The organism is Streptomyces nymphaeiformis, from assembly GCF_014203895.1.
Lineage (GTDB): Bacteria > Actinomycetota > Actinomycetes > Streptomycetales > Streptomycetaceae > Streptomyces > Streptomyces nymphaeiformis.
Window position 1 is genome coordinate 141,734 of the sequence record NZ_JACHJY010000014.1, and the last position, 13,860, is coordinate 155,593.

The window sequence follows — 13,860 nt, forward strand, 5'->3', positions numbered from 1 at the left end:
GCTGGCGCGTAGCCGGTCGTCACGGAGGAAACGGCTCCGGATTCATCCGCTCCTCATCGACCGGGGATTCGGGACGGGGCAGGTGGATGTCGAGGACGCAGATGTCGTCGCGGTGGCGCGGGCGCCCGGCGGCCAGGGTGCGGGCGAGGGTTCGGGCGTTCCCCTCCCGTACGAGGCGGGCCGCGGTGTCCGCCAGTCGTGTGAACCCCTCGTCGATGTCCTCGTGGGGGACTTCGACGAGGCCGTCGGTGTAGAGAACGAGGTGGTCGCCCGGCACGAGGGTGAGCGAGGCCTGTCCGTACGGCGCCTCGAACGAGGCACCGAGCAGGCATCCTTCGGGCTGGGCCAGATACCGTGCCGTGCCGTCGCGGATCAGCAGGGGTGGCAGGTGCCCGGCTCTGACCCAGGTCAGCTGGTGGTCCTCGGGCCGGTACCGCGCCATGATCATGGTCGCGGTACCGGAGTACGACTCGGTGGCGGTGTGGAGCAGCAGCGCGTTGAGGCGGCTCAGGACGACGGGGAGCTTGGATCCGGTGATGGCCATCCCCTTCGCGGTGAAGCGGAGTTGAGCCATGGTACCGACGGCTGTCAGGCCGTGACCGGCGACGTCGCCGACGACGAAGAGGGCGCCGCCGTAGGGGAGTTCGATGGCGCTGTACCAGTCTCCTCCGACGTTCACGCCCGTGTCGGCGGGCAGGTAGGCGACGTCGACGCGCAGGTCGGCGAGGTCCAGCGACTGTTCGGGGATGGGCAGCAGAGTCTCCTGCAGCCGGGCGGCGAGGGCACGTTCGGCCTTGAGCATGCCCCGCTGGAGCAGGTTGGCCCGTTCGCTCTCGCGGAGGGCGATCTCGGCGCCGCGCTGTGCGGTGAGGTCCTGGAAGAAGCCGTGGACCTCGACGGGGGTGCCGGCCGAGTCCGTGTGGGCCTCGGCGACGATCCGGAGGTGCCGCACGCCGTGCGCGGTGGCGATGCGGAAGGGCTCGTCGATCGCCGTGCCGTCGCCCAGCAGGCGCTGAACGGCCGCGCCGAGCCGTGCGAGATCGTCCGGGACGAGCTGGGCGGGGAGTTCCTCCAGGGGCATCGGTCCCAGCCGCGGATCGCGGGCGAAAATGGTGTAGACCTGGTCGGACCAGGTGATGGTTTCGGTCGTCAGGTTCCAGCTCGCCCAGCCGAGGTTGCCCAGGCGTTGCAGGTCGTCCAGGCGGCGTGCCTCGCGCTCGCTGGTGTCGTGGCGGATCCAGCAGACCACCAGTCGGCCGCCCAGGGGTGAGGCCCGCACCGAGTAGACGGACTCGTAAGGCACCCCCAGGGCCGTCTCCTCGTACGTGAACGGCAGCCCTTCGTAGACCTTTCCCGTCGTCAGGGTGTCGAGGTACCCCTCCCACAGGTCGCTGCCGGCCACCGTCGGATACGTCTCCAGGATCCTGCGGCCGACCAGGTCCCTGCCGCGCCGCCCGGCGACGTCGACCGATTCGGGGGCCGCCGCGTCGATCCGGAAGTCCTCGATGCGGCCGTCGGCCGAACGCATCGGGGTCAGCAGGACCGCGGGGCCGGAGAGGGCGTCGAAGATCCCCTGGACGGCCACCACGCTGTCGTCCTCGTCCGTCGACGCGGGAGCGCCCGGCCTCCCGGAGTCGCGCAGGCGTCCTTCGCACAGCCGGACCGCGCGGCGGAGCAGGCTCCGGGTGCCGTGGGAGAAGGGCCCGGCCACGGTCCGGAAGAAGCCGACGGCGAGGGTCGGTCGCTCCCCCGGCAGCGGGATCCAGGCGCGCGAGGGCCAGGGGCCGCCGATGAGCAGGTACCGGTCGGCGTCCAGCCGGGCGTTCTCCAGCCATACCGCACGGGCCTCGGTCAGGGCCTCCCGTGCCGCCACGCCCGCCAGGGGCGGGACGTGACTCCACTGTTCGGTCAGAGACGGGTCGAACCCGGCGTGGCCCGTCAGCTCCAGACTTCCAGAGCCCCCCAGGGCGTAGATCATGACCGCGTCCACCTGCTCGGCGTCGCCCAGGACGAGCAGCAGCAGCTGGGCCACCTCGCTCGCGGTGCTCGCGACGGCCAGGCCGTCGGCCAGGCGGGCGAGGAGCACGTGCTGGGCGTTGTCGGCCGGACGCACCGCGTACCGGGCGGCTTCGAACGGCGCGGCGTCGACAGGGGCGGGAGGCGGTGGGGAGGCCGGGCTGAAGGCCGGCGTCCGGCCGGCACTTCCCAGCGTGAGCCAGCATTCCTCGGCCAGGGTGCGGTCGTGCCGCGCGGCACGGTCCCGCAGGAGTTCACGTGCTTCTTCGGCGGAGATCCCCTCGCGGGCCATGAGCACGCCCGAAGCCCGTTCGAGGACGGCGGCCGCCGCGGCTCCGGCTTCGAGGTCCGCGACCTCGGCCCGCAGCCTGCTCACCACCTTCGCCAGCGCCAGCACCTCGGGGGACGCGCCGCCGGCCGAGGGCGCCGGCTCAGCCTCCATATGCTGAGCATGCCACAGCCCTGGTGCACGGGCGCTCCGGTCCCGGGCTCCCGACCCGTGGCCCCTCCCCCGCACGGATGAGCGCGGTGGATCCCGCACGCGTACCGACGTCTTCCGAGCTGTGTGCCGTCACGCCGACAGCGGGGTGCGCGCTCGCCGTCAGCCGCCGTTCCGTCGCCGAACGTGATCGCGTCGCTCGTGCACAGCAGCGCCGACACGTTCCGCTCCCTCATGCGGGGGCCGCTTCCGCCAGGTCGGGGTCGATGCGGGCGACCGCGTCGACGGGAACGACGACGTCATAGTGCCGGATGCGGGCGTCTGGTGCCGAGTGCAGCACGCACTGCTCGGTGACCTGCCCCGCACGGGCCTTCTCGACGTACGCACCGGAGGAACGCACAGCTCCCCCACGCCCACGGGGCCGTCCCTCTCAAGGTCGCACGCGTGCGTCATGCCGGCTTCGTGAGCATGCTGGGGAGGACGTGCAGGGGTGGGGCCCTCATGGCGAGCGAGGCGAGCGGCTAACCTGCGGATCAGGGCGCTGTGGGCCTGACGCGGCTCCCGGAACCGACGACGAGAAGAGCGACCATGTCCACCACGGCCCGCGCGACGAAGCAGCACGAGGACGACCGCGTCCGCGTCACCCGCTGGGACTTCGAACCTGGTCAGTCCACCGGCCGCCACGTCCACGCGTACGACTACGTCGTCGTCCCCGTCACCGACGGGCGGACCCACGTGATCGCCCCCGACGGCACCGTCACCGTCTCCGAGCTCAGGGCGGGCGAGTCCTACGCCCGCCCGGCCGGCGGCGAGCACGAGGTCGTCAACGCCGGCACCGCCCCGCTGGCCTTCGTCGAGATCGAGTCGAAGTAGCACCGTCGCGGGCCACGGCTCGGCACCGCGCGGACAGCCGAGCGCCCCGCACCGGAGAACTCCCGTGCGGGGCGGTCGCAGGTCCGCCGGCCTGCGTCGGGGGCTGCGGGCGCGGCGGGGGCGGTCCCATGCGCTCCGCCACCCGCCCCCCATGCGGGCGGCCGTTCCCTCCCGTTCCGGAACCACGGCCCGTCACAGGGCGCCCGTGCCGCCCGGAAAGGGACCATCGGGGCGGTAGTACTGGCTGAGCTCCTCGCGGTACCGCAGGTCGGCGAGGTGCTTCTCGGAGACGAACTCGGGTGCGTCCTTCACCTGTTCCCTGGACAGGCCGAGGAGGATCGCGTGCCTCTCCAGGTCGACGCGGGTCACCGCGCTCGCCGGGATCAGCACCTCCTTGCCGAAGATCCAGACGCCCGTGTCCACGACCAGATACGAGTCGTCCACCTCGTCCGAATGCTTGTCCACCTTGCCGATGTGGCCGTCGGCCGCCTCGACCCGCCACCCGGTGAGGTCGGTGCCCGCCAGGTGGCCGGACTCCGTGCTGTAGGACCAGAGATGTTCGGTCATCGCTGCCACTCCTCCATCGCTGTGCGTCGTGCACGTCGTGCACGTCGTGTACGTCGCGGCACCGAACGTGCGGGCCGCCTCAAAGCAGGTCACGCCGGTCGTGGGTGACCGTCGCCTCCACGGGCGGCACCACCACGCGGCGGTGACGAAGCACGGCTCGTGCAGACGGCCGTTCCGAGGAATCCGACGGCGATCGTCATGAAGAACGGCCCCAGACGCATGGGCGCTCCTTCCCGAGGGGTTGGACCCTCCGCGTACCCGGGTTCCCGGGGAACATGCCGCCTCACCCCGGAGCGGGTGGGTCCCGGCCTTCGCCGGCCCGCGCGCGTACCGCCGGGCGGCACCCGCGGATCGGGCCGTCGGATCCGGAGGGTGTGGAACGGCCGCGACGGGCAACACGGAGCGACAGAGCACCACGCCCGGTGGCACATACGCCCTCGACCGGAGGAGAATCCCATGACCGCGCTGCTGGCCCGTATCAAGCGATTCGCCCGAAGCTCCCAGGGCCGCAACGCGGCGGCCTCCCTCCGTCGGGCCGCCGCCGACCCCCGCAGGCGCACCCAGGCCCAGCGCCTCCTCGGCAAGCTGCGCGGCAACCACCGCTGACGGCCGCGCATCCGGCCTGGCGAGCCGGTACGACTACGACCGACGCCCCCGCGCGCGCCTGCGCGGTCACGGAAGGAACGACCGGACCCGTGAACCGGCGGCCGGTGCACGAACCCCTCGTCGGGGTGGCCGGGGTCGCGTATCAGCTCCGTCACCACAGGGCCGACGCTCCCCCGCCCCGCACCGCCGTTCGTCAGCGGCTTCGGCCTCCGCCGTGGCGGGCTCCGGAGGTGGTCACGGCCGGTCGTGAACCCGACGCCCCCGTCGCGCGCGGCGCCGCCGTGGCCGGCCCTGTTCCGCCCATGATGGGACGGTCACCGGGGTCGGCCGGTGACCGGTGGCGAAAGGCGGGCGGGTGCCGGTGGAGAGCGACACTCTGGGATCGGTCCTGGCCGACGTGCTGGCCGCGTCCCACCGCGTCGGACCCCGTGAGATCTCCGACCTCGTACAGGATGCGGGGCGGCGGCTGGGACTGACCGATGCCGGCGTGTACGTGGCCGACCTGCAGCAGTCCGACCTCGTCGCGCTCCTGACCTCCGAGCAGACGCGAAGCCGCATCGCCGAGGGTGGGACCGTGGGCCTGGAGACGCTGCCCATCGACAACTCACTCGCCGGACGCGCCTACCGCACCGAGACCGTTCAGGTGAGCCTGCCGGACGCCGACGACACCGAACGGACGGGATGGATCCCGGTCGTGGACGGCATCGGCCGGCTGGGGGTGCTGCGGGTGACGGCGCCGGACCTCGACGCGTCGCTGCTGCACCGGTGCGAGGCCCTCGCCGGGTTGGTCGCTCTGATCCTGGCGACCAAGCAGCCGTACAACGACCTCCTCGCCGACACCATGCGCACCCGGCCGATGAGCCTGCAGGCGGAGCTGCTGTGGGCGTTCGTGCCACCACGTACCATCGGCACCTCGGCGGTGACCTCCACCGCCCTCCTGGAGCCCGCGTACGAGGTGGGAGGAGACGCGTACGACCACAGCCTGGCCGGAGAGGTACTGCACCTGACGCTGCTGGACGCCATGGGCCACGACCTCGCCTCCGGCGGCTGCAGCGCCGTGGCGTTGGCCGCCTGCCGTTCCACCCGGCGCGCCGGCGGGCAGCTCGTCGACGTCGCCGAAGAGATCGATCACACCCTGGACCGCTGGATCCCGGAGCGGTTGCTGACCTGTGTCCTGGCCGACCTCGACACCACCACCGGCCGGTTCGACTGGATCAACTGCGGCCATCCCGCACCGCTGCTGATCCGTGACGGCCACGTCGTGACCGGAGCGCTCGACCGCGCGGTCCACCCACCGCTCGGGCTGACCGGGTACGACATCCCGGCCCCGGCCCTCCACAGCACGCAGCTGCAGCCGGGTGACCGGTTGCTGCTGTTCACCGACGGCGTCACCGAGGCACGCTCCTCCACCGGCGAGCTCTTCGGCGAGCAGCGCCTGGCCGACGCCGTCGTCCGTTGCCTCACGGCCGGTCTTCCCGCCCCCGAAGCCCTGCGCCGCCTCATCCGGCAGATCCTCGTGCACCAGGACCAACGTCCGCACGACGACGCCACGGTCCTCCTCGCCGAGTGGCATCCGCCGGGCCGGTGAGCCGCCGGCTCTCGGCTCGATCTCCCGCAACTGCCGAGGGGGCGCGTCCCCGGCCCGGCTCCCGGACGTCCTCGAGCGCCTCGGGCTCCCGTGGGTTTGCCGAACGCGCCGGCGGTGAGGCGAGAAGGAGGACCACGTTTCCTTCGTCGAGTGGGGAGTCATGGAAAGCGTTGTTCGACTGGCGCTCGTCCTCGGCGGCTCGGTGCTGGTGGCACTGGCCGTCGGCAGGGCGGCGGAGCTCTTCGCACGGTACGCGGACGCACGCCACCCCGACACCCCCCTCTGGGGGTTGCTGAGGCGCTGTCGTACACCGCTCTACGCCGTTCTGCTGTGCGCCGTGTTCCGGTGGTCCTACCGCGCGACCGAGTGGCCTCCGCTGCTGGACCGTACCGTGGTACTGGACCACATCCTCATGCTGTGCCTGATCGGAGGCGGCGCCTGGCTGACGATCCGCGTCGTCTCGGCCCTGGTCGAGTCCGCGTACGCGCGGTACGCGGGGCGTACGCGCGACGCGGCCCGGCTGCGCCGCGTGCGGACGCAGGTCACGCTGCTCACCCGGGTGGTGTCGGTGGGCGTGGGCGTGATCGCCGCCGCCTTCGTACTCGTCACGTTCCCCACGTTCCGCGGGCTCGGCACGTCGCTGCTCGCCTCCGCCGGGATCATCGGCATCGTGGCGGGCGTGGCGGCGCAGTCGACGCTCGGCAACCTCTTCGCGGGTTTCCAGATCGCCTTCGGCGACATGGTCCGCATCGGCGACACGGTGGTCGTCGACGAGCAGTGGGGCATCGTGGAGGAGGTGACGCTCACCTTCCTCACCGTCCGGACGTGGGACGAGCGCCGCGTCACCCTGCCGGTCTCCTACTTCACCTCCCGGCCCTTCGAGAACTGGTCGCGCGGCGGCAACGAGTCGACGGGGACGGTCTTCGTCCACTGCGACCACTCCGTGCCCGTCGATCTGATGCGCACCCACCTGCGCAAGTTCCTCGACAGCTGCCCCGGCTGGGACGGCCGGGGCTGGGACCTCGCCGTCACCGACACCTCGCCGACCGGCATCACCGTCCGCGCCCTCGTGACCGCCAAGGACCCGGACGACCTGTGGACGACCCGCTGTGCCGTACGGGAGGAGCTCGTCGGCTGGCTCACCAGGGAGCACCCGGCCGGGCTCCCCCGCATCGTCACCGCCCGGGCGACCGACGCCGCACAGCCCTGACGCGCGTCCGGCGATGACGGGCCCTCGGTGCGCGGCGTCTCAACCGATCTGTTCGGCCAGGGCGAGGATGATGCCCGAGGGGCCTCGGAGGTAGCAGAGGCGGTAGATGTCCTTGTACTGCGCCACCTCGCCGATCAGTTCGGCTCCGTGGGAGCGCAGGCGGGCGACGGTGTCGTCGAGGTCCTCGACGGCGAACATGACCCGGTGGAGGCCGAGAGTGTTCGGCTGTGGGTTGGGCGAACCGTCGCGCACCGCAGCGGGCGCGTGGTACTGCGCGAGCTCCAGTTTGCTGTGACCGTCCGGGGTCCGCATCATCGCCATGTCGCTGCGGACCCCGTCGAGTCCGACGGCGTGATCCGCGAAGAGGCCCTCGATCTGCGCCCTGCCTTCGACCTCCATGCCCAGTGCGGTGAAGAAGGCCACGGCGGCGTCCAGGTCCTCGACGACGATGCCGATGTTGTCCATCCGCTGAAGCGTCATGACGGTTCTCCTCCTGCGTTGCGCGGCCCTGTCAGGCCACCGGTACACCGGGACGGAGCCGGCGGCCCCTTCTCGACGTCCGTCGCCGGACCGAGTTCCGGAAGCCCGTTTCCGGCCCCGCCCCAGAGTGCCTCACCCCTCGAACCGAAACCCGGCCAGACACGACACGAGGGGGCAGGGAGCGGCGACACAGCGCGATCTCCCCGGTAGCGGCTTTTGTCGATCCGAATGAGGGTGGGTGGGCGTGCGCCACGACGAAAGGCAGAGCAATGACCGAGAGTCGACCCGCGACGACGACCGATTCCGGTGCCCCTGTGGAGAGCGACGAACACTCGCTCACCGCGGGGTCCGGCGGCCCTGTCCTCCTCCAGGACGCCTACCTGATCGAGCAGATGGCGCAGTTCAACCGCGAGCGGATCCCGGAGCGTCAGCCGCACGCCAAGGGCAGCGGGGCGTTCGGCCGCTTCGAGGTCACCCACGACGTCAGCCGCTACACCCGAGCGGCGCTGTTCCAGCCGGGTGCCCGTACCGATCTGGTCGCCCGGTTCTCGACCGTGGCCGGTGAGCGCGGCAGCCCGGACACCTGGCGGGACCCGCGCGGTTTCGCGGTGAAGTTCTACACGTCCGAGGGCAACTACGACATGGTCGGCAACAACACGCCGGTGTTCTTCGTGAAGGACCCGATGAAGTTCCAGCACTTCATCCGGTCCCAGAAGCGCCGTGCGGACAGCAACCTGCGCGACCACGACATGCAGTGGGACTTCTGGACCCTCTCGCCCGAGTCCGCGCACCAGGTCACCTGGCTGATGGGAGACCGCGGCGTCCCCCGGACCTGGCGGCACATGAACGGCTACACCTCGCACACGTACATGTGGATCAACGCGTCCGGGGAGCGCTTCTGGGTGAAGTACCACTTCAAGACCGACCAGGGCGTCGAGTTCCTCCCCCAGGACGAGGCCGACCGGATGGCCGGCGTCGACACGGACTTCCACATACGGGACCTGTTCGAGCACATCCGGGACGGTGACTTCCCGTCGTGGACCCTGCACGTGCAGGTCATGCCGTACGAGGACGCGGCAGGGTACCGGTTCAACCCGTTCGACCTCACGAAGGTGTGGCCGCACGGCGACTACCCGCTCATCCCGGTGGGCCGGATGACACTGGACCGCAACCCGACCGACAACCACGCCGAGATCGAGCAGGCCGCCTTCCAGCCGAACAACTTCGTCCCCGGCATCGGGCCCAGCCCCGACCGGATGCTCCTGGCCAGGCTCTTCTCGTACGCGGACGCCCACCGCGCCCGCATCGGCACCAACTACCAGCAGCTTCCGGTCAACGCGCCGGTCGTCGACGTCCACACGTACTCGAAGGACGGGGCGATGGCGTACCGGAAGACCTCCGATCCGGTCTACGCGCCGAACTCCAAGGGCGGGCCCGCAGCGGACACCGAACGGTACGGCAGCCCGCCGAGCTGGAGCGTCGACGGCGAGATCACCCGGACGGCGTACGTCACGCACCCCGAGGACGACGACTGGGGGCAGCCCGGCACCCTCGTGCGCGAGGTCATGGACGACGCGGCCCGGGACCGGCTCGTGGACAACGTGGTCGGCCACCTCCTCGACGGCGTGAGCGAACCGGTCCTGGAACGCGCCTTCGCGTACTGGAGCAACATCGACGCGGGCATCGGCAAGCGCATCACCGAGGGGGTCCGCGCCGGGCAGAAATCGTAGAGGGCGGCCCTCGCCCCGGAAACCGGAGCCCGCCGGCGAGGAACGACCCTCGCCGACGGGTCTCCGGCGCCCTGTCACCGGTGCGGCAGCGGGGCGCTCAGGGCGGCGTCGTGGAACAGTGCGCCCACCAGTGGCCGCCGGGCAGTAGCCTCTGGGACCACCAGAAGAACCGGGTGCCGACGAGGGTGCTCACCGCGCCACGGGCCGGCGAGCCCCGTCACACCCGGGGAGTCCACGTCCGTGCACGACGGGGTCTCCGCCCCGGGATCAGACGTGGGGCTCTTCGTCGGGGCTGCTCGGCAGCGGACCGGGGTACGGGCCGGGCCGCTCCGGCTCGGGCCGGGCGGAGCCGCCCTCGTCGCTGTCTCCCGCCTCGGCGCCGGGCCCGGCCGGGCTGTCGGTGGGACGGAGCCCGCCGCGTCGGCCGCCGGCGGCGCCGTCGCGCTTCTCGACGGAGCGCAGGGGTGCCTCCGCCCCGGTCGTCTCCTTGTCCACACCCATGGTTCCTCCTCGGTCGGTCCGCCGGGTCAGTGGGCGGCGGCCCCGAAGTCGGGCTCCGCCCGGGGCGTCCCGCCGATCCAGCGCCGCCGCAGCTCGGCGCGCGCCTCCGTCATCAGGTCCAGGGACTCCGTCTCCGTCCGGTCGTGGTCTCGCTCTGGCGACTGCCCGCTGCGGCCGGCCGGAATCCATCGCTCCGTGGCCCGTCCCCGTCCCCGGGCGCGGTTCGGGCCCGGGGACGGGCAGTCGCGCGGTACCGACGCGGTCGACGCGATGGGTGGTGGGGGTGATGTCTGCTTCCCCGAACGAGGACACCCCGCAGGTGCGGCCCGCGGAGGACGACGGAGCGGGAGGGCCCGAGCCCCGACGGGCCCGTTCGGATCCGCCGCGCATCCGGCCGCTGCCGGAGGGTCCGCTGCTCGTCGAGGGGCCCGCGGAGATCGTCATGCCGGACGGGACGGTGATCCGCTGCGAGCGGCCCGTGATGGCCCTCTGCACCTGCCGGCGGAGCCTGCGGGCGCCGTTCTGCGACGCGAGCCACCGCCCGCGCATACACCGGCCGCCGCTCCCGCCGTGCGACCGGGAAGGCGAAGACCTCATGACGCTGTTCCTGACGGCTCCCGCCACGGAGCCCGAGACACCCGAGGCGCGCGGCGAACTCTCCCGCGCCGTACGGGACCGGCTCCTCGGCAGCGGTCCCGCGCGGCTGCCCCGGGCAGGGGAGGTCGCGCGCTGCTCCCCGTACGGCGAGACGGGGCTGCACGGACGCCGCCGGTGCGGAGCTCCTGGCCGTCTCGAACCTGATGTCGCTGTTCGGCCTGCACAGGAGGCTGCGCGGGGCGCTCGTGGGGCACTTCGCCGTGGTGGAGACGGCCTCGCCGCCCGCCGCCTCCCGCATCGCCGCGACCTGCCTCCTGGAGGACCGGATCGGCAGCCACGTGGTGAACGCCTGGACCCGTGACGAGAGTGCCCTGCGCACACCCCTGCCGCCACTCTTCGCAACGAATGGGGAGGGCCGGCCCGCCGATGAGGGACGTGCGCCTACGCCGCCCGGCGACGACGGGGCGGATGGGGCGCCGGGAAGTGGGTAGGGGCCGGTCCCCTCACGGGGACCATGGCGTCCCACCGCGAGGAGAGGAGCAGGACATGAACCTCACAGACGGCGCCTTCGCCCACCTGGCGACGGGCGGGACGGGGCCCTCCCCGTACGCCTCGTCGGCTCGTGTGTCCGATGCGAGGTCCCCCGCTCTCCCGCCCGACCACACGCAGGCGATCCTGGAGACCACGAAGGAGGTCGGGGCCGTCCTGAAGGCGTCGGGACGCCCGTTCGCCCTGGTCGGCAGTGTCGCCGCGTACGCGCACGGGATCCCCGTCCGGCTCCAGCACGACACGGACTTCGCGCTCCTGCGCGAGGACGCCGACGTCGTCACGGAGTCCCTGCGGGAGCACGGTGTGCAGATCGTCGAGCCGCCCGAGGACTGGCTCGTGAAGGCCCGGGCGGGCGGAGAGGAGATCGACCTGATCTTCTCCCTGGCCGGGCGGCCGGTCACGGCCGAACTGCTCGCCCGCGCTCAGACGCTGCCGGTGGACTCCGTGCACATGCCGGTGCTCGCCCCGACCGACCTCATGACCTGCCGTCTCCTCGCACTCTCCGAGCACCACTGCGACTTCGGTCCCCTGTTGCCGATGGCACGGGGGCTGCGCGAGCGGATCGAGTGGGAGCAGGTGCGCGAAGCCGTCGTCGGAGCCCCCATGGGCGAGGCCTTCCTGTATCTCCTCGAACTGCTGGACGTCCTGCCCCGACGGCACGGCTCCTGACGCGACGACGCCCGCTGCGCGGCATCGAGCCGCGCAGCGGGCGTCTGTTCTCGGCCTGGTGCCGGGAGCTGTCAGATCTTCTCCGCGAAGAACGGGGCGGCCCCGGTCATGTCCAGAAGGCGGGCCATCTGGGGGCTTGTCGAGTTGATGATCAGGGCGCGGTGTTCCTCCAGGGCCCAGCGGCGGGCGCGGAGCAGGGCGTTCAGACCGGTGGAGTCACAGAACGTCACCTGGGAGAGGTCAAGCGTCACCACACCGCCCGCGACGCACTCCTCCAGAGCCTGCAGGAGGGTCGTTCTCACGTAGGTGGCGCTGTCGAGGTCGAGCTCGCCGCGGATGGTGGCGGCCGTGCCGCCCGGGGTCGCTCTCACGGAGATGCTGATCTCTCCGTCACCCTCGTTCTCCGGGCGGGAGGCGGGGCGAGGAGCATCGGAGAAGTGAGTCATCACGCCTCCCGGAAGGACGGCACTCTTTGGTATGAATTGTCAGGTAAAAGGGATTACACGTCAATGATTACACGAAATCCGTTTCGCACGATTGCCGGGGCCCACGCCCAGGTGCACCATGTCCCTATGAGGAAGACCGGAGACTCTCCCCCGGAGTGGACTTTCCTCACCAGCCACGCCCGAGTCCTGTTGACGATCTCTCGCGATCCTGGTCTACGCCTCCGCGACATCGCGTCGATCTGCGGCATCACCGAGCGCACGGTACAGGCGATCATCACCGACCTCGAAGAGGCGGGCTATCTCACGCGCAGCCGCGCGGACGACGGTCGCCGTAACCACTACGGCATCGTCCAGGGCTCCTGCTTCCGTCACCCCGCCGAGGCCGGCCACCAGATCGCCGGCTTCCTCGCGCTCCTCGCCGACCCGCACGGCGCGGCCGAAGCCGGTGACGGCTAGTCCAAGGCCGGCCCCTCCGCCCGGCGCACGGGCCACCCCGTCGGCGCGACGGGACCGGCAAGGCATGGAGCGGGCCGCACAGGGCAGAGGCCAGACAGCACACAGGAGGTGCGTCATGGCCACCGGTGCCACCCACTCGGGCTCCCCGACCGCACGCACAGACCGTGGCCGGAGCGTGGTCCGCGTGAGCGGCGAAATGGACTACGAACACGCGGAAGAGCTGCACGCATCGCTTGCGACGGCCCTGGACGGGGCTCCCGCCGGTTCGGACATCGTCGTCGACCTGCAGAACTCCTCCTTCTGCGACTCCTCGGGTCTCAACGTGCTCCTGTCGGTCAGACTGGAGGCACTGAAGCGGGGCGTCCACCTCGTCCTGGCGGCGCCGAGCCACCAGATGATCAGGCTGCTGGAATTCACCGGGTCCGACGATCTCTTCACCTACGTCCCCGTCGTGACGGACTGAGCCGCCCACCGACCCGTCCGGCAGACCACCTCGCCCACAGCCACAGGGACGTGATCGAGTTCCTGCGGAGGGTAAGTGACGCGGAGGCAGGGTCCGCGGGTTCGAGGCCTGACGCGACGGCGGCCCGCAGCGCCGCGCGTCGGCACACCAGGTTTCGACCGGAACAGCAGTCTTGCCGTTCTTCCGCTCCCGGTCGGGGAAGGCGCCGAACGACGGGCCGCGTCATGCCGGGCAGTTCTGGTGGTCCGCTGCCTCAGCGCGCGCCGCGCCCCTACTTCGTTCACGGTCCGTCCTTTCGGTCGGGCCGTCGTTTCAACGGGAGTTGGTGACGTGTCTTCCGACCGCGGCCGTTCCCGGTCCCCCTCCCCGGATCCGGATCGCCTGCTCCGTATCTGCATCCTCAACGACCACTACGCGGGCTCGGAGGCGGTCACGGCCTTCCTCGAAGGCCTCCGCGAAGGCATCGGGCCGGACACCCGGCCCGACCGACCGTGGGATGGCGGCATCCAGGCTCAGTGAGCCGGGAACGCCGCCATCCGGAGGGGGGAGGCCGGACGGCGACGTTCGTCCGGCGCATGCCCATGGTCCGCCGCTTCATGCACACGATCCACTAGGAGCTCGATGAGACCGTTCCTGTGCCGACCGCGCCCCGGGCCGCCTCCGTCCACGC

At 71.7% G+C, this 13,860-nt stretch carries 14 protein-coding genes and 3 pseudogenes; 11 read left to right on the forward strand and 6 right to left on the reverse strand.

Annotated features, from left to right (window positions below; all coding sequences use genetic code 11):
* Positions 1 to 19: 19 nt before the first annotated feature.
* Positions 20 to 2,458: a SpoIIE family protein phosphatase gene (locus GGE06_RS38130; protein WP_184932964.1), complete on the reverse strand. Its 2,439-nt coding sequence runs from the start codon at positions 2,456 to 2,458 to the stop codon at positions 20 to 22.
* Between the two features lie 194 nt (positions 2,459 to 2,652).
* A pseudogene (locus GGE06_RS43145) lies at positions 2,653 to 2,816 on the reverse strand (isochorismatase family protein); the annotation flags it as partial.
* Between the two features lie 227 nt (positions 2,817 to 3,043).
* Between GGE06_RS43145 and GGE06_RS38140 the strand changes: the two are divergent.
* On the forward strand, positions 3,044 to 3,328 hold the full coding sequence (locus tag GGE06_RS38140; protein WP_116164833.1) for a cupin domain-containing protein: 285 nt from the start codon (positions 3,044 to 3,046) through the stop codon (positions 3,326 to 3,328).
* 192 nt (positions 3,329 to 3,520) lie between these two features.
* On the opposite strand, the gene GGE06_RS38145 is transcribed toward GGE06_RS38140, so the two are convergent.
* Complete coding sequence (locus tag GGE06_RS38145; protein WP_116164831.1) at positions 3,521 to 3,895, reverse strand: PRC-barrel domain-containing protein; 375 nt, start codon at positions 3,893 to 3,895, stop codon at positions 3,521 to 3,523.
* 456 nt (positions 3,896 to 4,351) lie between these two features.
* Here GGE06_RS38145 and GGE06_RS38150 point away from each other — a divergent pair, with 456 nt between their 5' ends.
* The 3 genes from GGE06_RS38150 (at position 4,352) to GGE06_RS38160 (ending at position 7,299) form a co-directional block, all read left to right on the forward strand.
* A complete protein-coding gene (locus GGE06_RS38150; protein ID WP_181924802.1) occupies positions 4,352 to 4,501 on the forward strand; it encodes a hypothetical protein in 150 nt (49 codons plus the stop codon).
* A gap of 361 nt (positions 4,502 to 4,862) precedes the next feature.
* Complete coding sequence (locus tag GGE06_RS38155; RefSeq protein ID WP_312883452.1) at positions 4,863 to 6,089, forward strand: PP2C family protein-serine/threonine phosphatase; 1,227 nt, start codon at positions 4,863 to 4,865, stop codon at positions 6,087 to 6,089.
* A gap of 160 nt (positions 6,090 to 6,249) precedes the next feature.
* On the forward strand, positions 6,250 to 7,299 hold the full coding sequence (locus GGE06_RS38160; RefSeq protein WP_184932965.1) for a mechanosensitive ion channel family protein: 1,050 nt from the start codon (positions 6,250 to 6,252) through the stop codon (positions 7,297 to 7,299).
* Positions 7,300 to 7,338: 39 nt separating this feature from the next.
* Here GGE06_RS38160 and GGE06_RS38165 read toward each other — a convergent pair whose 3' ends face one another.
* Positions 7,339 to 7,779 (reverse strand): VOC family protein, encoded by a 441-nt coding sequence (locus tag GGE06_RS38165; RefSeq protein ID WP_116164825.1) that lies wholly within the window; start codon positions 7,777 to 7,779, stop codon positions 7,339 to 7,341.
* 269 nt (positions 7,780 to 8,048) lie between these two features.
* Between GGE06_RS38165 and GGE06_RS38170 the strand changes: the two genes are divergently transcribed.
* Entirely contained in the window at positions 8,049 to 9,509 is a 1,461-nt protein-coding gene (locus tag GGE06_RS38170) for a catalase (protein WP_184932966.1), read from the forward strand.
* A gap of 267 nt (positions 9,510 to 9,776) precedes the next feature.
* Here GGE06_RS38170 and GGE06_RS38175 read toward each other — a convergent pair whose 3' ends face one another.
* The gene (locus tag GGE06_RS38175) at positions 9,777 to 10,010 is read right to left on the reverse strand and encodes a hypothetical protein (protein ID WP_147321166.1); all 234 of its coding nucleotides are present in this window, start codon (positions 10,008 to 10,010) and stop codon (positions 9,777 to 9,779) included.
* Positions 10,011 to 10,296: 286 nt separating this feature from the next.
* Between GGE06_RS38175 and GGE06_RS43590 the strand changes: the two are divergent.
* From GGE06_RS43590 to GGE06_RS38185, 3 genes and pseudogenes are all read left to right on the forward strand, one after another.
* Positions 10,297 to 10,539, forward strand: a pseudogene (locus tag GGE06_RS43590) (CDGSH iron-sulfur domain-containing protein); the annotation flags it as partial.
* Between the two features lie 232 nt (positions 10,540 to 10,771).
* Positions 10,772 to 11,098, forward strand: a pseudogene (locus GGE06_RS43155) (iron-containing redox enzyme family protein); the annotation flags it as partial.
* Between the two features lie 55 nt (positions 11,099 to 11,153).
* The gene (locus GGE06_RS38185) at positions 11,154 to 11,825 is read left to right on the forward strand and encodes a nucleotidyltransferase family protein (RefSeq protein ID WP_116164819.1); all 672 of its coding nucleotides are present in this window, start codon (positions 11,154 to 11,156) and stop codon (positions 11,823 to 11,825) included.
* A gap of 71 nt (positions 11,826 to 11,896) precedes the next feature.
* Here GGE06_RS38185 and GGE06_RS38190 read toward each other — a convergent pair whose 3' ends face one another.
* Positions 11,897 to 12,271 carry an STAS domain-containing protein gene (locus GGE06_RS38190; RefSeq protein ID WP_184932967.1) on the reverse strand — a complete coding sequence of 125 codons (375 nt, stop codon included), beginning with the start codon at positions 12,269 to 12,271 and terminating at the stop codon, positions 11,897 to 11,899.
* Between the two features lie 126 nt (positions 12,272 to 12,397).
* On the opposite strand from GGE06_RS38190, the gene GGE06_RS38195 reads away from it, so the two are divergent.
* The 3 genes from GGE06_RS38195 to GGE06_RS38205 all read left to right on the forward strand — a co-directional run bounded on the left by GGE06_RS38195 (position 12,398) and on the right by GGE06_RS38205 (position 13,709).
* Positions 12,398 to 12,727: a MarR family transcriptional regulator gene (locus GGE06_RS38195; RefSeq protein WP_116164815.1), complete on the forward strand. Its 330-nt coding sequence runs from the start codon at positions 12,398 to 12,400 to the stop codon at positions 12,725 to 12,727.
* 115 nt (positions 12,728 to 12,842) lie between these two features.
* Positions 12,843 to 13,190 carry an STAS domain-containing protein gene (locus tag GGE06_RS38200; protein ID WP_281402411.1) on the forward strand — a complete coding sequence of 116 codons (348 nt, stop codon included), beginning with the start codon at positions 12,843 to 12,845 and terminating at the stop codon, positions 13,188 to 13,190.
* A gap of 330 nt (positions 13,191 to 13,520) precedes the next feature.
* Positions 13,521 to 13,709 (forward strand): hypothetical protein, encoded by a 189-nt coding sequence (locus GGE06_RS38205; protein ID WP_116164809.1) that lies wholly within the window; start codon positions 13,521 to 13,523, stop codon positions 13,707 to 13,709.
* Positions 13,710 to 13,860: the final 151 nt, after the last annotated feature.